General features: G+C 68.7%; 16 protein-coding genes and 1 riboswitch. Of the genes, 12 read left to right on the forward strand and 4 right to left on the reverse strand.

Translation table 11 applies throughout. The features are described from left to right. Window positions 1–6 precede the first annotated feature (6 nt). From BFF94_RS01240 to BFF94_RS01260, 5 genes are all read left to right on the forward strand, one after another. Window positions 7–714, forward strand: a complete 708-nt coding sequence (locus BFF94_RS01240; protein ID WP_128849311.1) for a chemotaxis protein CheW — start codon at window positions 7–9, stop codon at window positions 712–714. Next, the gene (locus BFF94_RS01245) at window positions 711–3,020 is read left to right on the forward strand and encodes a hybrid sensor histidine kinase/response regulator (protein WP_219138867.1); all 2,310 of its coding nucleotides are present in this window, start codon (window positions 711–713) and stop codon (window positions 3,018–3,020) included. Before BFF94_RS01240 ends, BFF94_RS01245 begins: the two co-directional genes overlap by 4 nt. Continuing rightward, entirely contained in the window at window positions 3,017–4,036 is a 1,020-nt protein-coding gene (locus BFF94_RS01250; RefSeq protein ID WP_219138869.1) for a chemotaxis response regulator protein-glutamate methylesterase, read from the forward strand. The genes BFF94_RS01245 and BFF94_RS01250 overlap by 4 nt, the downstream gene beginning before the upstream one ends. An 84-nt stretch (window positions 4,037–4,120) precedes the next feature. Next, a riboswitch (Fluoride riboswitch) is annotated at window positions 4,121–4,225 on the forward strand. Between the two features lie 78 nt (window positions 4,226–4,303). Beyond that, window positions 4,304–5,545, forward strand: a complete 1,242-nt coding sequence (locus tag BFF94_RS01255) for a voltage-gated chloride channel family protein (RefSeq protein WP_128841554.1) — start codon at window positions 4,304–4,306, stop codon at window positions 5,543–5,545. 70 nt (window positions 5,546–5,615) lie between these two features. Beyond that, the gene (locus tag BFF94_RS01260; RefSeq protein ID WP_246637202.1) at window positions 5,616–6,221 is read left to right on the forward strand and encodes a shikimate kinase; all 606 of its coding nucleotides are present in this window, start codon (window positions 5,616–5,618) and stop codon (window positions 6,219–6,221) included. Between the two features lie 31 nt (window positions 6,222–6,252). Here BFF94_RS01260 and BFF94_RS01265 read toward each other — a convergent pair whose 3' ends face one another. Further along, on the reverse strand, window positions 6,253–6,966 hold the full coding sequence (locus BFF94_RS01265; RefSeq protein ID WP_128841552.1) for a riboflavin synthase subunit alpha: 714 nt from the start codon (window positions 6,964–6,966) through the stop codon (window positions 6,253–6,255). 208 nt (window positions 6,967–7,174) lie between these two features. Beyond that, window positions 7,175–9,037 (reverse strand): ABC transporter ATP-binding protein, encoded by a 1,863-nt coding sequence (locus BFF94_RS01270; protein WP_128841551.1) that lies wholly within the window; start codon window positions 9,035–9,037, stop codon window positions 7,175–7,177. A 490-nt stretch (window positions 9,038–9,527) separates the two neighbouring features. Here BFF94_RS01270 and BFF94_RS01275 point away from each other — a divergent pair, with 490 nt between their 5' ends. Continuing rightward, complete coding sequence (locus tag BFF94_RS01275) at window positions 9,528–10,409, forward strand: Dyp-type peroxidase (RefSeq protein WP_128841550.1); 882 nt, start codon at window positions 9,528–9,530, stop codon at window positions 10,407–10,409. Between the two features lie 104 nt (window positions 10,410–10,513). On the opposite strand, the gene BFF94_RS01280 is transcribed toward BFF94_RS01275, so the two are convergent. Next, window positions 10,514–10,915, reverse strand: a complete 402-nt coding sequence (locus BFF94_RS01280) for an OsmC family protein (protein ID WP_128841549.1) — start codon at window positions 10,913–10,915, stop codon at window positions 10,514–10,516. A 98-nt stretch (window positions 10,916–11,013) separates the two neighbouring features. Further along, complete coding sequence (locus BFF94_RS01285) at window positions 11,014–11,946, reverse strand: LysR family transcriptional regulator (RefSeq protein ID WP_128841548.1); 933 nt, start codon at window positions 11,944–11,946, stop codon at window positions 11,014–11,016. Window positions 11,947–12,428: 482 nt separating this feature from the next. On the opposite strand from BFF94_RS01285, the gene BFF94_RS01290 reads away from it, so the two are divergent. The 6 genes from BFF94_RS01290 (at window position 12,429) to BFF94_RS01315 (ending at window position 18,467) form a co-directional block, all read left to right on the forward strand. Then, the gene (locus tag BFF94_RS01290; protein WP_219138870.1) at window positions 12,429–13,493 is read left to right on the forward strand and encodes a helix-turn-helix domain-containing protein; all 1,065 of its coding nucleotides are present in this window, start codon (window positions 12,429–12,431) and stop codon (window positions 13,491–13,493) included. Further along, a complete protein-coding gene (locus BFF94_RS01295) occupies window positions 13,442–14,758 on the forward strand; it encodes an Nramp family divalent metal transporter (RefSeq protein WP_128841547.1) in 1,317 nt (438 codons plus the stop codon). The genes BFF94_RS01290 and BFF94_RS01295 overlap by 52 nt, the downstream gene beginning before the upstream one ends. Window positions 14,759–14,839: 81 nt before the next feature. Beyond that, window positions 14,840–15,430, forward strand: a complete 591-nt coding sequence (locus BFF94_RS01300) for a phosphatase PAP2 family protein (RefSeq protein ID WP_128841546.1) — start codon at window positions 14,840–14,842, stop codon at window positions 15,428–15,430. Between the two features lie 474 nt (window positions 15,431–15,904). Then, window positions 15,905–16,693: an SDR family oxidoreductase gene (locus BFF94_RS01305; RefSeq protein WP_128841545.1), complete on the forward strand. Its 789-nt coding sequence runs from the start codon at window positions 15,905–15,907 to the stop codon at window positions 16,691–16,693. Window positions 16,694–16,727: 34 nt separating this feature from the next. Further along, on the forward strand, window positions 16,728–17,744 hold the full coding sequence (locus BFF94_RS01310; RefSeq protein WP_128841544.1) for an NADP-dependent oxidoreductase: 1,017 nt from the start codon (window positions 16,728–16,730) through the stop codon (window positions 17,742–17,744). A gap of 207 nt (window positions 17,745–17,951) precedes the next feature. Further along, entirely contained in the window at window positions 17,952–18,467 is a 516-nt protein-coding gene (locus BFF94_RS01315; RefSeq protein ID WP_128841543.1) for a thioesterase, read from the forward strand. Window positions 18,468–18,520 lie beyond the last annotated feature (53 nt).

Below are 18,520 nucleotides of genomic sequence, written 5' to 3' on the forward strand. Positions count from 1 at the left end.
GAATCCATGAACCGCGCCGCCGCTGCCGCTGACGATACGACGATCGACGTCGACGATTGCTGGAACCGGATCGGCACGCGCGGCGACCACTCGTGCGAGCGGCTGAACGACTGCCAGCGCTGCCTGAACTGCCCGGTCTACGCGTATCACGCGGCGAAGCTGCTCGAGCGTCCGCTCGACGCTGCCGAGATGGCCGACGCCACGCGCCGGATCAGCGCGTTCGGCGCGACGCCCGTGCACGACGACGGCAGCGATGCGCACCAGGCGGCGCTGGCGTTCCGCGTGGCCGACGAATGGCTCGCGCTGCCGATCGGCGTGCTGCGCGAGATCGCCGGCACGCGCCCGATCCATTCGCTGCCGCATCGCCGCAATTCGGCCGTGCGCGGCGTGGTCAACATCCGCGGCACGCTGCGCATCGCGATCTCGATCGGTGCGCTGCTTGGCCTCGGTGCAGGCAAGGGCGGCAACGGCGGTGACGCCGGCCGGTTCACGCGGCTGCTGGTGGCCGCGCACCAGGGCGAACCGGTCGTGTTTCCGGTCGACGAAGTCGAGGGCGTGCTGCGCTTCGGTGCATCCGACTGGGTGCCCGTGCCGGCGACGGTCGGGCGCGCGAGTGCCGGCCTGTCGCGCGGCGTGCTGTCGTGGCGCGGCAAGTCGGTGGGCCTGCTCGACGACGATCGCCTGTTCGACGCGGTGACACGGAGCATGCGATGAGCGGCGATGACGATCTGAGCCACCTGTCGCTGCTCGAGCTGTATCGCGAGGAGACGCGCACGCAGACCCAGGCGCTGTCCGAGCGGCTGCTCGCGCTCGAATCGGGCGAGCCCGATTCCGTCGCGCTCGAAGCGTGCATGCGCGCCGCGCATTCGCTGAAGGGCGCCGCGCGGATCGTCGGCGTGCCGCTCGGCGTCGACATCGCGGGGCGGATGGAAGAATGCTTCGTCGCCGCGCAGGCCGGCACGATCGCGCTGACGGCCACGCACGTCGATGTGCTGCTTGCCGGCGTCGATTTGCTGGTGCGCGTCGGCGATCCGCAGGGGCCGCCCGTGTCGCCGACCGAGATCGACGTGTTCGCGGCGGCGCTGACAGGCGCCGACGGCGCGCAGACGATGCAGGCACCGCCCGTCGTGCCGCCGCCGATGCCGCCGTCGGCCGTGCCGTATCGCGAGCATGACGGCGCGGCGAACGAGCCCGTCGGGGCCAGCGCCGCGGTGCCGCCGCTCGCCGTGTCCGGCACGATGCCCGATCCGGCCCAGGCCGGCCGCGTGGCCGGCGCCGGCGCGATGCGCCGCGTGCGCGCCGATACGCTGAACCGGCTGCTGAGCCTGTCCGGCGAATCGCTGGTCGAATCGCGCTGGCTGAAGCCGTTCGCCGAATCGATGCTGCGCGTGAAGCGCGCGCAGCGCGACGCCGCCCGTTCGCTCGATTCGATGGTCGAGCGGTTCGCCGACGATCTCGACGCGGGCGCGCTCGCGTCGATGAACGAAGTGCGGCACATGCTCAACGACCTGCAGCGTTCGTTGGCCGAGCGCATGGATGAATTCGACCGCTTCGAGCGGCGTAGCACGCATATCGCCGAGCAGCTTTACGACGAGGCGCTGCAGTGCCGGATGAGGCCGTTCGGCGACGCGACGCGCGCGTACCCGCGCATCGTCCGCGACCTCGCGCGCTCGCTCGGCAAGCAGGTGCGCTTCTCGATCGTCGGCGAGGGCACGCAGGTCGATCGCGACATCCTCGACCTGCTCGATGCGCCGCTCGGCCATCTGCTGCGCAACGCGATCGATCACGGCGTCGATTCGCCCGACGCGCGGCGCGCGCGCGGCAAGCCGGCCGAGGCGAGCGTGACGCTGGAGGCGCGCCACAGCGCCGGCTCGCTGCTCGTCAGCGTGATCGACGACGGGCCGGGCGTCGACATGGACGCGCTGCGCGCGGCCGTCGTGCGCCAGCGCCTGACCGACGACGAGACGGCCGCGCGGCTGTCCGATCCCGAACTGCTCGAATTCCTGTTGCTGCCGGGTTTCTCGATGCGCGATGCGGTGACCGACGTGTCGGGCCGCGGCGTCGGCCTCGACGCGGTGCAGGAGATGGTGCGCGGCGTGCGCGGCGCGGTGCGGATCTTCAACGAGCCGGGCGCGGGCATGCGCTTCGTGCTGCAGTTGCCGCTCACGCTGTCGGTGATCCGCAGCCTGCTCGTCGAAGTCGGCGGCGAGCCGTATGCGTTTCCGCTCGCGCATGTGCGCCGCACGCTCGAACTCGCGCACGACGACATCGACGTGCTCGAAGGGCAGCCGCATTTTCCGTTCGACGGCCGGCGTGCCGGCCTCGTCGCCGCGCACCAACTGCTCGACGCGGGCGAGCCCGACGTCGCGCGCACCAGCACGGCGGTCGTGGTCGTCGGCGGCGAACCGGAGCTGTACGGCGTCGCGGTCGACCGCTTCCTCGGCGAGCGGATGCTCGTCGTGCAGCCGCTCGACAGCCGCCTGAACAAGATCCAGAACATCGCGGCCGGCGCGCTGCTCGAAAACGGCGACCCCGTGCTGATCGTCGATGTCGAGGATCTGATCCGCTCGGTCGACAAGCTCGTGCGCGGCGGGCAGCTCGCGCGACTGACGCGCGACCCGCAGCTCGCGCTCGTCGATCGCCGCCGACGCGTGCTCGTCGTCGACGATTCGCTGACGGTGCGCGAGCTCGAGCGCAAGCTGCTGGAAAAGCGCGGCTACGACGTGACGGTCGCGGTCGACGGGATGGACGGCTGGAACGCGGTGCGCAGTGACGGGTTCGATCTCGTCGTGACCGACGTCGACATGCCGCGCATGGACGGCATCGAACTCGTCACGCTGATCAAGAACGACCCGATGCTCAAGCGCGTGCCGGTGATGATCGTGTCGTACAAGGATCGTGACGAGGATCGCCGCCGCGGGCTCGACGCCGGCGCCGACTATTACCTCGCGAAGAGCAGCTTCCACGACGAGGCATTGCTCGATGCCGTGCACGACCTGATCGGGGACGCACGCGGATGAACATCGGCATCGTCAACGACCTGCCGCTGGCCGTGGAGGCGCTGCGCCGCGTGATCGCGCTGCGCGCCGACCACCGCGTGCTGTGGGTCGCGACCGACGGCGACGAGGCGGTGGATTTCTGCGTCGCGCATCCGCCCGACGTCGTGCTGATGGATCTCGTGATGCCGAAGGTCGACGGCGTGGCCGCGACACGCCAGATCATGGCGCGCGCGCCATGCGCGATCCTGATCGTGACGGCGAGCGTCAGCGCGAACACGTCGTCGGTCTACGAGGCGATGGGCGCCGGCGCGCTCGATGCGGTCGACACGCCGACGCTCGCGCTCGGGTTGTCGACCGACGCGTCGCCGCAGGCGCTGCTCGCGAAGATCGACCAGATCGGCCGGCTGCTCGAAAGCCGCACCGCGGCGCTCGTGCCGCCGGGGCCGACGCCCGCGCGCGGCCAGCCGACGCTCGTCGCGATCGGCGCGTCGGCGGGCGGGCCGACCGCGCTCACCGCGCTGCTGCGCGCGCTGCCGGCCGATTTTCCGGCCGCGATCGTGATCGTCCAGCACGTCGACCAGGCATTCGCGTTCGGGATGGCCGAGTGGCTCGACGGCTATACGCGCCTGCCGGTGCATGTCGCGCTGCAGGGCAGCGTGCCGCAGGCCGGCGAGGTGCTGCTCGCGGCGACCAACGATCACCTGAGCCTGTCGCCGCGCGGCGTGCTCGGCTATACGCGGCATCCGGTCGAGACGCCGTACCGGCCGTCGATCGACGTGTTCTTCAACAGCGTTGCCGATGGCTGGCAGGGCGATGCGTTCGGCGTGCTGCTGACGGGAATGGGGCGCGACGGCGCGCTCGGCCTGAAGGCGATGCGCGCGAAGGGCTGCTTCACGATCGCGCAGGACGAGGCGACCAGCGCTGTCTACGGGATGCCGAAGGCGGCCGCGGCGATCGACGCGGCGTCGGCGATCCTGCCGCTCGAGCAGATCGCGCCCCAGCTGATCTCGCGCATTACGCGCCCGCTGCGCGACTGACGGCGCGCCGGGAGGGCGCGACGCCGTCCGGTTCCGGCGCGCCGGCGGACGCATTGTGTGCGGTGCGCGGCGTCACGTACAATTGCGGCCTGCGGAGATGGCATGCCTCCCTGCGGTCGTTCCCCGGCGTGTGGCGCGCGGAGCGGCCCTCAACCGCCGGTTCGCCCGGCTGATGATGCCTGCGTGTTCCTGGGTTGTCAGGAGGTCGCAGGCCGTCCATGCGGTATTCTGCCGCCCAGGTTTTGATGTTCATCGAATCTGGAAATCATGTTTTTCACGACTTCTGCCGACCTTCTCGCGACCGTGCGCTACGTGTGCCGCTGGCTCGCGCTCTCGGCCCTGCTCGGCGCGCTGGCCGGCACGGCTTCCGCGCTGTTCCTGATCGCGCTCGACTGGGCGACCGGCACGCGCGTTGCGCATCCGTGGCTGCTGTGGGGGCTGCCGGCCGCCGGTTTCGCGACCGGCTGGATCTACCATCGTTTCGGCCAGTCCGTCGCGCGCGGCAACAACCTCTTGATCGACGAGATTCACGACCCGAAGGCGCTCGTGCCGAAACGGATGGCGCCGCTCGTGCTCGTCGCGACCGTCGTCACGCACCTGTTCGGCGGCTCGGCCGGCCGCGAGGGCACGGCCGTGCAGATGGGCGGCGCGCTCGCCGATCGCGTCACGCACGTATTCCGCCTCGATCGCGAGCATCGGCGCGTGCTGCTGATGGGCGGCATCGCGGCCGGTTTCGCGTCGGTGTTCGGCACGCCGCTCGCGGGCGCCGTGTTCGGGCTCGAGGTGCTTGCGATCGGGCGCGTGCGGTACGACGCGCTGCTGACCTGTGTCGGGTCGGCGATCGTCGCGGACGTCGTGTGCCGCGCATGGGGCGTGCATCACACGGCCTATGCGATTCCGTTCGTGCCGGCCGTGTCGGCGACGGGGCTGGCCGTGACGGTCGTCGCGGGCATCGCGTTCGGCGCGGTCGGGCGGCTGTTCGCGTTCGCGACGCACGCGCTGACCGCGTGGTTCCGCGGAGTCGTCCGCTATGCGCCGCTGCAGCCGGTGCTCGGCGGCCTGCTGGTCGCCGGGGCCGCGACCTTGCTGAACGTGCCGCAGTATCTCGGCCTCGGCATCCCGACGATCGAGGCCGCGTTTCACGGCCCGCTGCCGCTCTACGATTTCGCGGGCAAGTTCGCGTTCACCGTCGTCACGCTCGCGTCGGGGTTCAAGGGCGGCGAAGTGACGCCGCTGTTCTTCATCGGCGCGACGCTCGGCAACGCGCTTGGCCAGGTGCTGGCACTGCCGGTGCCCGTGCTCGCGGGGCTGGGCTTCGTTGCGGTGTTCGCGGGCGCGGCCAACACGCCGATCGCGTCGACGATCATGGCGATCGAACTGTTCGGCGCGGATATCGGCGTGTATGCGATCGTCGCGTGCGTCGTCGCGTATCTGTTTTCCGGGCACGCGGGGATTTATCGCGCGCAGCGGGTGGCGGTGGGGAAGGGGGCGCGGGTGGAGGCGGAGTGAGGCGGTCGAAGAAAGCGGATTTGTCGAGAATCCTCGGGGAACGTGATGCAGACGATGTCGGAGGTTGAGCGTGTCGTTGCTTGTACATCTCATCGGGCCGGGAGGCGCCGGTAAAACGACCGTCGGGGCAATCGTCGCGGATCGATTGAACTGGCGGTTTCTCGATGTGGATCACTGCTTTCTGGCGTCGCACGGGAACATCGCCGAGTTCATCCGGCACCACGGATACATCGAATACGCGACGCGCAACGTCCGGCTATACGAGAAACTCAGGCGCGGTATTGCGGAGCCCGCGATTTGCGCGGTTTCGTCCGGATTCATGTTGTATCCGGCGGATGTCGTGCCGGGCTATTCGGCGCTTCGCCGTTGCATCGAGGCGGACCCGCACACGGTGCTCCTGTTGCCTGCGTTCGACCTCGAAAGCTGCGCTCGACTGATCGTCGAGCGTCAGATGTCGAGGCCGTATCTGAATGCCAATGAAGCAGACGAGACGAGGAAAATCCGCGATCGGTTTCCCGCGTTCATGCGCTTGAACTGCAAACGGCTTGCGAGCAGCGGATCGCCCGAACAACTCGCGGCCGACCTCGAACGCATTATCGTGGGGTCTTTGCGGTCGATCGAATGCGGTCCGCATCCGGTCACGAGGGGCTTGCCGACGGATGCCGATATTCGGTGATCTAACGGATCACCTGGCACGCCGGCATCCGTTACTCCTTCGGCAGCCGCGCGACATGGCGGGCCAGCAGCTCCTCGATATCGATGCCCTTTTCCGCCAGCAACGCCGTGACGACGCCGGTCAATTCGCCGAGCGTTTCCTTGACCGATTCGCGGATCGTATCGACGACGACCTGGGTGCTTCGCTCGATCTCGATGTTGACCTTGTCGTTGACGCCCTTCGCATCGAAGGTCGTCGCGCGCCGCGTTTCGGGAATCAGCCAGACTTCGAACCAGCCTTCATCGCGATTGACATCCGAAACGGTGAGACTGCAGCCGTTGATCGCGATATAACCCTTCGCGAAGACATATCGCTTGAAATCGGCAGGCACGCCGATGCGGATCATCCGGTTGTGCTCGGACGATGCGATGTGCAGGATGGTCCCCGTGAAATCGACATGGCCGGACAGCGGGTGCCCGCCGATCTCCGCGCCGTCCTTCGCGGCACGCTCCACGTTGACGCGGGCGCCGGTCGTGAGGTCGGCCAGCGTGGTGATTCTCAGGCTCGGCAACATCACGTCGAAGTCGATCAGCACCGGCGAATGGATGGTCGTCACCGTCAGGCAGACGCCGTCGACCGACACGCTCGCGCCGATCTCGATATCGTCGGTAAACCGCTCGGGGAATTCGATGCTGAACGTTCTCAGTTCGCCGTGATCCTTGATGGCGTTGATGACGCCAACGCCCTGGACAATTCCTGTAAACATGGTCGATCCCTCGTCGCAAATTTCCTGGCCGACATGATAAGTGATCCCGGAAGCGGCGGCGCTGCGGCATGCGCGTCAGGGGCGGCGAGCGCGTTACGCGGACACAAAAAAGGGCCGTGCACCTGGCACGGCCCCGATCCGGATCCGGTTGTCGACACGGCCCGGCGGCGATGACCCCGCCGCCGGGCCGCATCGCGACACGCGTGCGTCACGCCTCGGCCGGCTCGCCGAGCGGCCCGGCGTCATCGTCCGCCATGCGCCGCGGCGAATCGGTGAGGCCCTTCGCCAACTCCAGCGCCTGCCGCTCGAACAGCCGGCGGTAGATGCCGCCGTCGATGCGGATCAGCGCGTCGTGATTGCCTTCCTCGATCACGTTGCCGCGCTCGAGCACGAGCAGCCGGTCGAGCGCACGCACGGTCGACAGCCGATGCGCGACGACCAGCGTCGTGCGGCCGACCATCAGCCGCTCCATCGCCTGCTGGATCAGCAGCTCGCTTTCGCTGTCGAGGCTCGACGTCGCTTCGTCGAGGATCAGGATCGGCGCATCGGCGAGGAACGCGCGCGCGATCGCGACGCGCTGGCGCTCGCCGCCCGACAGCTTGATCCCGCGCTCGCCGACGAGCGTGTCATAGCCGTCCGGCAGCGCGACGATGAAGTCGTGCGCGCTGGCGAGCCGCGCGGCGCGCTCGATGTCGGCGCGGCTCGCGTCGGGGCGCGCGTACGCGATGTTCTCCGCGAGCGTGCGATGGAACAGCACGGGCTCCTGCTGGACGATCGCGATCTGGCTGCGCAGCGAATCCTGCTGCACGCGCGCGATGTCCTGGCCGTCGATCGTGATGCGGCCGCCCGACACGTCGTACAGGCGCTGGATCAGCTTGATGAACGTCGTCTTGCCCGAGCCCGAGTGGCCGACGAGGCCCACGCGTTCGCCGGGCGCAATGCGCATCGAGAAGTCGTCGTACAGCGGCACCGGATGGTTGCCGTAGCGGAACGTCACGTGCTCGAAGCGGATTTCGCCTTGCCCGATCCGGATGGCCGGCGCGTCGGGACGGTCGTCGATGCCCAGCGGCTGGCGTTCGAGCGCGACGAGTTCTTCCATGTCGTTCACCGAGCGCTGCAGGTTGCGGATGTGCATGCCGACGTCGCGCAGGTAGCCCTGCAGCATGAAGAACATCGTCAGCGCGAACGCGATGTCGCCGACGCTCGCCTCGTTGTTCAACCACAGCCGCAGCGCGACGCCGATCATCGCGGCCTGCATCGCGACGAGCATCGCGCCCTGCAGCCCGCCGTTGAACGTGCCGCGCACCCACGTGCGGCGCGTGCGCTGCCGCCACTTGCCGATCACGCGCGCGAGCCGCGCTTCCTCGCGCGTTTCCGCGCCGAATGCCTTGACGACCGCGTTGCAGCTCACGGCGTCGGCGAGCGCGCCGCCCATGCGCGTATCCCACAGGTTGCCGAGCCGCGCGGCCGGCGCGACGATGCCGAGCGACACGGCGACCGTCACCGAGATGTACAGCAGCGAGCCCGCGCCGACGACGAACCCCATCACGGGCCAGTGCGTGCCGAGCAGCACGGTTGCGCCGACGAGCATCGCGACCGACGGCAGCAGCGCGATCAGCACGGTGTCGTTCAGCAGGTCGAGCGCCCAGATCCCGCGCGTGATCTTGCGCACGGTCGAACCCGCGAAGCTGTTCGCGTGCCAGTCGGTCGAGAAGCGCTGCACGCGATGGAACGACGCGGCGGCGATCTCGCTCATCATCTTCAGCGTGAGCGTGATGATGTTCAGGTAGACGCCTTGGCGCAGCACCGTCGCGCCGATGCCGAGCGCGGCGAGCGTGCCGAATGCGACGAGGGCCGAATGCCACGCGGCGGCGCGGTCGGTCAGGCCGGTCGACAAGGCATCGACGAGGCGGCCGGCGAACAGCGGCGTGAGCACGTCGGCGAGCGCGGCGAGCAGCGCGAGGCTCGCGACCGTGGCGATGCGCGCCGGCTGCTTGCGCCAGTAGCGGAAGGTGAAGCCGAAGACGGCCTGGAATGCGTGGCCGCCCAGATGGGAGGTTTTTCTGGTCATTTATCGTTGCCCGGCGCATCGCGCGACGGGACTTTCCGGTTCGGAGAACGTCGAAAACGCAACAGCCGGAGCCGCGCGGAAAACGCGGGCGGAACGAAACGGGCTGTCGGAAAAAAGCGCGGCTGGCGGGTTAGCGGAAAACTCGGGAGCCGGCGCGGACGGCGGGCTGGATCAGCTGGGCCGTGGGACCACGTTCGGGAAGGTTGCTGGCATTCGGAACATCTGCACCTCCCCTGAAGTGAACGGTTGAAAGGACGCCGAAAAGACGTTCGAAGATTCTATCAGCAGTGTCCGGCGCGCCGCAACGTCTGACGAATGCGGCGTTGCAGCGTCGATACGGTTTAGTATTCGGGGTTTCGGCCCTTCTTTCGCGGGCTCTCCGCGGCGCGGCGGCGCATGGGCCGGCGGGCGCATCGATTACACTTCGGCGTTTCGCGGCGCACGACGGTGCGGCCCTCGCAGATTCACCCCGAACCATTCTGAGGAAACGATGAGCGACGTTCAGCAAGGCATCCTGACCCCGATCGATACGGTGGCCCGATACCTCACTTTCACGATGTCGAATGACGGCAATGTGGCGGCGGCGCTGGCCGCGCTGCGCGAGATCGTCGACGGCCGCGACACGGTCGTCGGTTTCGGACAGGCGCTGGCGGCGTACCTTGGGCGCCCGGTTCCGGGCCTGACCGATTACCCGGCGTTCGCGGTGAAGGATCGCACGCTGCCGGCGACGCCGGCCGATGTGTGGGTCTGGCTGCGCGCCGACGACCGCGGCGAGATCGTGCTGCGCGCGCGGGCGATCGAACGCGCGCTGGCGCCGGCGTTCGCGCTGCAGGACGCGGTCGACGGTTTCCGCTATTCGAACGATCGCGACCTGTCCGGCTACGAGGACGGCACCGAGAACCCGGAAGGCGACGACGCGGTAGCAGCGGCGATCGTGACGGGGCAGGGTGCGGGGCTCGACGGTGCGAGCTTCGTCGCGGTCCAGCAATGGCTGCACGACTTCGACCAAATGGAGCGCATTCCGTCGGGCGACATGGACAACATCATCGGGCGCCGCCGCTCGGACAACGAGGAACTCGACGACGCGCCCGAGTTCGCGCACGTGAAGCGCACCGCGCAGGAAAGCTTCGAGCCGGAAGCATTCATGCTGCGCCGTTCATCGCCGTGGTCGGACGCGCGCCGCGCGGGCCTCTACTTCGTCGCGTTCGGCTGCTCGTTCCGCGCGTTCGACGTGCAGATGCGCCGGATGAGCGGCGCGGACGACGGGATCGTCGACGGCCTGTTCCGCTTCACGCGGCCGCTGACGGGCGCGTATTTCTGGTGCCCGCCGATGAGCGGCGGCAAGCTGGATCTGTCCGCGCTCGGGCTGTAAGCGCCAGGCGGTATCGACGAACGGGCGGGTCGCGCATCGGGCGCGGCCCGCCCGTTCTGTTTTTCAGGCGGCGAACGTGTGCCGGCCGCCGCCTGCCGTGTGCATCAGTTCAACGTCGTCTCGATCCGCGTGCCGCGCTTGATGAACTGCGTCACCGGCGTCTTCTCGCAGATTTCCGCGAGACGCTGGCGCTGCGCGTCGTCGAGCGGGCCGTCGAGCGTCACGACGCGGCGCACGTATTGCACGCCTTCGCGATCGGCATGCAGCTCGGTGCGCACGGCGATGTGCGCGGCCGGCCACGTCTTGCGCTGCATATACATGCGCAGCGTCGCGGCCGTGCATTGAGCGAGACCGGCCAGCACGAACTCGTACGGCGCCGGCCCGCGATCCTGGCCGCCTTCGCGTGGCGCTTCGTCGCCGGTCAGCGCGTGCGTGCCGGCCTGCAGCCGGACGACGTAGTCGGGTGCATCGGCGTCGAGGACGGCGGCGGCATGGATGAGCGACATGGCAAGTCTCCGGTCAGCGGGAAGAAGGAAGCGGGCGCCGCGGGGCGGCGCGAAGCCGTCAGCATACCGTCCCGGTCGCGACCGCGTGCGCCATGCGGCTACGCGTCGGCGGTGCCGGCGGCGCCGGCGCTGCTGCGTACGAGCGCGGCGATGCGTTCGCGTACCCACTGGTGCGCGCGATCGGCATCGCGCGATTCGTGCCAGTAGGCGAGGAGCGGGAACGGCTTGAGCCGCAACGGCAGCGGCTGCACGACGATCGGCAGCAGCGCGGCCATCCGCAACGCATAGGTGTGCGGCAGCGTGACCAGCAGGTCGCCGGCCGCAGCGATCTGGCATGCGGCGAAATAGTGCTGGCAGGTGAGCCGGATATCGCGGAAGCGTCCGTCGTTGCCGAGCAGCACGTCGAGCGATTGCGGCTCGCCGAGCGACGATACCGCGACATGCCGTGCCGCGAAATAGTCGCCGCGCCGCAGCGGGTCGCGCGCAAGCGGATGATCGCGGCGCAGCGCGACGACGAGCGAATCGTCGAGCAGGTGTTCGGTGGCGATGCGCGGGCCCGTCTGCACGCGCCGGTCGACGACGAGATCGAGGTTGCCCGATGCGAGTTCGCGCTCGATGTCGGGCACCGCGATGCGGCGGCTCACGAGCCGCAGGCCCGGCGCTTCGTCGGCGAACGCGGCGACGATCCGTGGCAATGCAATGGATTCGAGCACGTCGCGAATGCCCAGCGCGATGCTCAGGTCGAGCGTCGCGGGATCGAATGCCGACGGGTCGCGCGCGGTGCCTTGCAGGCCCTTCAGGTGCAACTGCACGTCCGCGATGATCGAACGCGTGCGTTCGGTCGGCACGACGCGGTTGCCCTGGCGCACGAACAGCGGATCGTCGAAATGCGCGCGCAGCCGGTTGAGCGCGTGCGTGACGGCCGGCTGCGTGAGATGCAGCGCGCGGGCGGCCGCGCCGATGCCGCCGTGCACGTAGACGGCGTCGAGCACGCGAAACAGGTTCAGGTCGAGGCGATGATCGGCGGGCACGGGGTGCGGGCGGCGTGGTGAACGGTGGAGATTCTAAAGGATGCGCAGGCAACGGATACGCGGATTGTCGAGTGCGGAGATCGCGCGCGTTCGATGCATGTCGATGCCGTTCGAGCCGATACGCGAGCGCGGCTTCATCCGATGCGCGGAGCAACACAATGCGCACTGCGATGTACGACGGCCGTAACAATCGGCTGCTTCGTGAAGCGCGATTCCGTGCCGGCATGCCGGTGACCCATGGCAGCCTGTAGTAATCCGCCATCATGCTGTCCACGTCGGCCATTTCGCGCCAAAGGCGCTATCCGTTCGGCTAAGATGCCGTCGCTTCATATTTCGGGATAGCCGTCCTGTCGCACGCATTCAAACCAAATATAAGCCTGACAGTTCGACGGTATTAGAAGAAGTCGAACAAGTCGGGGGCTTGGCCAGTGAATGCAGCAGATCAGAGGTGGGTCGTTATCTATTTGAGTACGGGGTTTTCGTTGGCCCAGGCCGCGCGTCTTGGCGAGGCTTTCAATCTGGCGAATCGACTGCATGCGTACAGTGCGGATTACCAGTTGAAGTACGTATCCGAAAGGGGGGGGCTGTTGCAGTCGTCGTCCGGCGTGAGCATCGCGGCCGATCCGCTCGGCGACGAGCACGGCCGCCGCGCGCTCGCGTTCTTTCATCTTCACGGCGACCGCGCGGCCGTCAACTGGGACGACGCATTGCAGCGGCGCCTGACCGACATTCGCGATCATGCGCGCTGGATCGTCGACGCGATGGACCTGCCCGCGCTCGCGGCCACGCAGCGGCCGTCGACGGCGATCGACGTGCGGCCCGGCAGGGCCGGGCGCCGTGCCGCGTCGACGATTGAACCGCAGGCCGGCGAGGCCGACGTGTTCGCCGCCGTGCTCGACATGTTCCGCGTCGATCTCGGCGACAGCGCCGCGCAAGAGATCGCCAGCAACATGCTGCGGCCGGTCGAGCAACGCTATGCGCAGTCGATGTGGGCGTTCCGCGAACTGAGCGCGAGCCCGTCGATCCGGATGTCGGCGCAGCGGCTGCGCGCGCAGAGCGTGAACCGCATCTCGATCGCGAATGCCGCGCAGGCCGCCGCGATGAGCGAGCGCAATTTCCTGCGGCGCTTCAAGAAGGAGATCGGCGTGACGCCGACCGAATTCGTCCAGCACGTGCGGCTCGAGCGCGCGTGCCACATGCTGATCCATACGACGCTGCCGGCCGACAAGGTCGCGCGTCGCACCGGGTTCGGCAGCGGCGAGCGGCTCGCGAAGCTGTTTCGCCAGCGACTGCTGATGTCGCCGACCGAATTTCGTGTCGCCGAGCGGGAAAAGATCCTCGCTCGCGGCGCCGCGTCGCCGGATACGGACGAGGGGCCCGCATCCGCGTGTTGCGATGGCGACGGGGCGAGTTGCGGCGCGTGCGTCGACGCGCGGGAGAAAACGGGACGGATACCCGTAAAATCGTCCTGTCGCGATTTCGATCCCCGGTCTCCATGCCCATCCTCCCCACTACCGCCACTGCCCCTTTCTGCCCGTCGGAAGTAAAGGGCAGCATCACGATCGACGCCGGCGCGCCGCGCTGGCAGAAGCTCAAGCGCTTTTTCGGGCCCGGCCTGCTGGTTGCGATCGGCTATATGGATCCCGGCAACTGGGCGACCGATATCCAGGCCGGCTCGCAGTTCGGCTATTCGCTGCTGTGGGTCGTCGCGTTCTCGAGCCTCGCGGCGATCTTCCTGCAGATGCTCGCGGCGCGGCTCGGCCTCGTCGCGGGCCGGGATCTCGCGCAGGCGAGCTACGACCGCTACGGCCGGGGCGGCCGCATCGTGCAGTGGGTGACCGCCGAGGTGTCGATCATCGCGTGCGACATCGCGGAAGTCCTCGGCTGCGCGCTCGCGTTCAAGCTGCTGCTCGGCGTGCCGCTCGCGTGGGGGATCGTGCTGACCGCGCTCGACACGGTGATCGTGCTCGGCCTGCAGGGCAAGGGGTTCCGGCAGATCGAGGCGATCGTGCTCGGGCTGATCGGGACGATGGCGTTCTGCTTCGTCGCGCAGGTGGCGATCACGCCGCCCGACTGGCATGCGGTGGCCGGCGGGCTCGTGCCGGGCGATCCGGGCCACGACCGCAAGGACGCGATCGTGCTCGCGCTCGGCATCGTCGGCGCGACGATCATGCCGCACAACCTGTATCTGCATTCGTCGGTCGTGCAGACGCGGCGCGTGGTCGGCGGCACGCGCGGGATGATCCGCGACACGCTCGCGCTGGTGCGCATCGATACCTGCGTGTCGTTGTTCGTCGCGATGCTCGTCAATGCGGCGATCCTGATCGTCGCGGGCGCGGCGTTCCATGCGACGGGCCAGCACAACGTGACCGACATCGAGCAGGCCTACCAACTGATCACGCCGATCGCGGGCGGCGCGGCCGCGCTGCTGTTCGGCATCGCGCTGCTCGCGTCGGGGCAGAGCTCGACGCTGACCGGCACGATCGCCGGCCAGGTGATCATGGACGGCTTCCTGCATACGAAGATCCCGTGCTACCAGCGCCGGCTGATCACGCGCGGGCTCGCGCTCGTACCGGCGCTGATCGGCGTGCTGTGGCTGGGCGACGGCTCGGTCGGGCAACTGCTCATATGGAGCCAGGTGCTGCTGAGCCTGCAGCTGCCGTTCGCGATGTGGCCGCTGATCCGGTCGGTCAGCGATCGCAACATGATGGGCGAGCACGCGATCGGCCGCGGGATGCAGGTCGCCGCGTGGGCGCTGTTCGCCGTCATCACCGGCACCAACCTGCTGCTGATTACCGGCGTCGCGAGCTGATACAGCCTGTCACAGGCTGACACAGACGCGGCGCGTGCATGCGGTAAACTGCGGCCTTTCGATAGCCGTCCGAAGTCCGTTATGTGGAGTGAAATCAGCAACCTCGGCGATGCCGCGCTGACCTTGCCGATCGCGCTGACGTGCGCGGCATGGCTGGCGCTGACCGACTGGCGCCTCGCCGTCCGCTGGGGCGTACTGCTCGCCGCCGGCATGGGCCTGGTCGGCGCAACGAAGATCCTGTATGCCGGGTGCGGCGTCGAGCTCCCGCAATTCGATTTCCGCGTGATCAGCGGCCATACGATGCTGTCGACGTCCGTGTGGACGGTCGCACTGTCGATGCTGTGGCAGGCGTTCCGGCCGAGCAAGGCGCCCGGCATCGCGGCCGGGCTGGCCGTCGGCGCGGTCACGGCCGTCGCGCGCGTGTTCGATCTCTCGCACACCGTTCCGGAAGTCGTCGCCGGCTGGATGCTCGGCGCGCTGGTCGCGCTGCTGTTCCTGCGCGGCTACGACGGCGCGCGGCAGCGCGCGTTCTCGCCGCGCGTCGCGGCGGTCTGCCTGCTGCTCGTGTCGGGCATCGCGTACGGCCACCGCGCGCCGTTCCAGCAGATGATCGACACGCATTCGCCGCAACTCTGCGCGTTCGTGCGCGCACCGTCGGGCGACGGATTCTGACGGTTGCGGGTGGCAGGTTGCTGCTCGCGGCGGCCGGCGCTCCGGCGCCGCTTCGCGGCCGCTGGCGATCGCCCGGCGGTTGCCCGATTCTGCTTCCCGATCGCGTCCTGCCCGGCGCGAAGCGCAATGCTTGCTATCCCCCGACTCGACGAACCGGCCGGCCCTCAGGATCGGTCGCGCCGGCTCGTGCATTGGCGCAGGGGCGCGAAGGTCATGAGCAAAATTTATGACCGGGCATAACGAATATTCATTTCATCGATTGGCGGCATTCGCGTACGCTGGCTGTCGTTCAACCGGGGCGCGGCTGCCCGGCCGGTCCGGCGCGCGTCACGTTCATCTCGATATACTCGAGGAAACCGCAGGGCGCGTTGCAGCGTCGACGCGCCGGCAACCGGCCCGCGTCGGCCGGGATACGCATGGACAAACCCGTCGCGGCAGCGTTTCGCGACGACGATCACGAGAGGAGGAGGTCACATGACAGTCGTATCTTCGCGCCTTGCCGGCAAGTGCGCATACATCACGGGTGCCGCGGGCGGCCTCGGCCGCGCGATCGCGCGCCGGATGGTCGAGCAGGGCGCGCGCGTGTTCGTGACCGACATCGTCGATGCGGCGGTGCTCGACGCGTTCGCACAGGAACTCAACGCGGGCCATGCGACGCCGGTCGCGTTCGCCGCGACACAGGACGTGCGCGACGAAGCGCGCTGGCAGGCGCTGCTCGCGCAGGCGATCGATGCGATGGGCGGGCTGTCGGTGCTCGTCAACAACGCGGGGGTCGGCTCGATCGGCTCGCCCGCGCAAATCGAGCTGGACGAGTGGCGGCGCGTGATGGCGATCAACGTCGAGAGCATCGTGCTCGGCTGCAAGCATGCACTGTCGTATCTGGCCGAGAGCCAACCCGCATCGATCATCAACATCTCGTCGGTCGCCGCGTTCAAGGTGGAGCCGGATTTCACCGCATACAACGCGTCGAAGGCGGCGGTCGCGTCGCTGACGAAGTCGGTCGCGATCGACTGCGCGCGCCGCGAGCTCGACGTACGCTGCAACTCGATTCACCCGGCGTTCATCCGCACGGGGATCGTCGAGCCGCTGTTCCAGACGCTCGGCGAACGCGACGCGACGCGCAAGCTCGCGCGCGGCATTCCGCTGCGCCGGCTCGGCGAGCCGGACGACGTCGCGCACGCGGCCGTGTATCTCGCATCCGACGAGAGCCGTTTCGTGACGGCCGCCGAACTCGTGATCGACGGCGGCATGTGCGCGGTTTGACGCGCATCCAGATCCACAACCGGAGGAGAACATCGTGTCGACACCCGTGAACCGCCAACTGCTGCTGAAGACGCGCCCGGAAGGGCGGGTCGGCCGCGAACACTTCTCGCTCGTCGAGACGCCGGTGCCGGCGCTCGCGGACGGCGAGGTGCTCGTGCGCGTGTTGTACCTGTCGATGGACCCGACCAACCGCGTGTGGATGAGCGACGTGCCGCAGTACCTGCCGCCCGTCGCGATCGGCGAGGTGATGCGCGCGCTCGGCATCGGGCGCGTGGTGGCGTCGCGCCATGCAGGGTTCGCGCAAGGCGATCTCGTGCAGGGGCTCGTCGGCTGGCAGGACTACGCGGTCGTGCCGGCCGACCAGGCCGCGCAGCTCGTGAAGCTGCCCGCGCAATCGGGCCTGCCGCTGCCGACGCTGCTCGGCGCGTGCGGGATGAGCGGGCTGACCGCGTACTACGGGCTGACCGACATCGCGCCGGTGCAGCCCGGCGAAACGCTGGTCGTGTCGGCGGCGGCCGGGTCGGTCGGCTCGATTGCCGGGCAGATCGGCAAGATCCACGGCGCGCGCGTGGTCGGCATCGCGGGCGGGCCCGACAAGTGCCGCTACCTGACCGAAACGCTCGGCTTCGACGCGGCCGTCGACTACAAGGCCGACGATTTCCGTCAGCAACTGAAGGCGGCGACGCCGGACGGCGTGCACGTGAACTTCGAGAACGTCGGCGGCGAGGTGATGCGCGCGGTGCTGTCGCGGATGGTGATCGGCGGGCGCGTCGCGCTGTGCGGCGTGATCTCGAACTACAACAGCGGGCGCGCTGCCGACGACGTCGGCGTGCTGATCTCGAAGCGGCTGACGATGCGCGGCTTCCTGATCCTCGACTACCGCAAGAGCCGCGAAGCCGTGCAGACGCTCGCGGGCTGGCTGCGCGACGGCCGGCTCAAGGCCGAGGAAACCGTGGCCGATGGTCTCGAAAACGCACCCGACGTGCTGAATCGCCTGTTCGACGGCGACCATCGCGGCAAGCTCGTGCTGCGCGTCGATCCGGACGCGTGACCGGCCCGCAGCGCGGCGTGCGACGCCGGTCGTACGTTGCCGCAAGGGGGCGTCGAACGCGGTGAGTTCGATCAGCCCGGCATCAGTTTCGGACTTGTCCCATATATTGTTCGAGCCTCTCTCCCTAAAGTGAATACCAGCAAACAGGCGGCGTGACCGACGTGTCACGCCGCCTTTTTTTGGGTCACGCGGCAGAGGAGAGGGAACATGCGAAACAACGCGAAGCGGGCGGCATCGGCGACGATGCGCAATCGAACGGTGTGGCGCGCCGGTGCCGTGCGGATGATGGCGATCGGGCTTGGCGTGGCGTGCGCGATGTCGAATGCGGTGGCGGCCGGGCAGGCTGCGCCGGACGGCGTCGTGCGCTTCACCGGCGCGCTCGTGGATCTCTACGACGTGACGTTCGACATGCCGTCGGGTGTGCTTGTCGAAGGGCGAGAGGCGGCGCTCGGCGGGGCGGAGGCAACGCTCCGGTTCGATGCGCACGGCCGGCGTTTGCCGGGTGCTCATGTCGCGCTGGCCGGGCCCGACGGTGCGCCGCTCGCGCCGGATGCCGGTTCGGGTGTACGCGCAACGTGGCGCGATGCGCACGACGATCGGAGCATCCCGCTGGTGTCGGGCCGCGCTTATCGCGTGGGCCCGTATGGCGGCGTGATGACGGTTGCGGCGGATGACGCGACGGGCGCCGCGGCGCCCGTCGTGATCAGCATTCGTCATCCCTGACAGGGCGTTTGCGCGGCGGCGCGGATCGCCGGCCGCCGGGTGCGCGGCACGCG

Origin of the sequence: Burkholderia catarinensis, assembly GCF_001883705.2 — a bacterium.
Lineage (GTDB): Bacteria > Pseudomonadota > Gammaproteobacteria > Burkholderiales > Burkholderiaceae > Burkholderia > Burkholderia catarinensis.

Bases quoted from the DNA above. Each gene is read 5' to 3' on its own strand.
- BFF94_RS01245 (WP_219138867.1), top strand. From the start codon at position 711: ATGAGCGGCGATGACGATCTGAGCCACCTGTCGCTGCTCGAGCTGTAT.
- BFF94_RS01240 (WP_128849311.1), top strand. From the start codon at position 7: ATGAACCGCGCCGCCGCTGCCGCTGACGATACGACGATCGACGTCGAC.
- BFF94_RS01265 (WP_128841552.1), bottom strand. From the start codon at position 6,966: ATGTTTACAGGAATTGTCCAGGGCGTTGGCGTCATCAACGCCATCAAG.
- BFF94_RS01255 (WP_128841554.1), top strand. From the start codon at position 4,304: ATGTTTTTCACGACTTCTGCCGACCTTCTCGCGACCGTGCGCTACGTG.
- BFF94_RS01275 (WP_128841550.1), top strand. From the start codon at position 9,528: ATGAGCGACGTTCAGCAAGGCATCCTGACCCCGATCGATACGGTGGCC.
- BFF94_RS01280 (WP_128841549.1), bottom strand. From the start codon at position 10,915: ATGTCGCTCATCCATGCCGCCGCCGTCCTCGACGCCGATGCACCCGAC.
- BFF94_RS01300 (WP_128841546.1), top strand. From the start codon at position 14,840: ATGTGGAGTGAAATCAGCAACCTCGGCGATGCCGCGCTGACCTTGCCG.
- BFF94_RS01270 (WP_128841551.1), bottom strand. From the start codon at position 9,037: ATGACCAGAAAAACCTCCCATCTGGGCGGCCACGCATTCCAGGCCGTC.
- BFF94_RS01295 (WP_128841547.1), top strand. From the start codon at position 13,442: ATGCCCATCCTCCCCACTACCGCCACTGCCCCTTTCTGCCCGTCGGAA.
- BFF94_RS01305 (WP_128841545.1), top strand. From the start codon at position 15,905: ATGACAGTCGTATCTTCGCGCCTTGCCGGCAAGTGCGCATACATCACG.
- BFF94_RS01250 (WP_219138869.1), top strand. From the start codon at position 3,017: ATGAACATCGGCATCGTCAACGACCTGCCGCTGGCCGTGGAGGCGCTG.
- BFF94_RS01315 (WP_128841543.1), top strand. From the start codon at position 17,952: ATGCGAAACAACGCGAAGCGGGCGGCATCGGCGACGATGCGCAATCGA.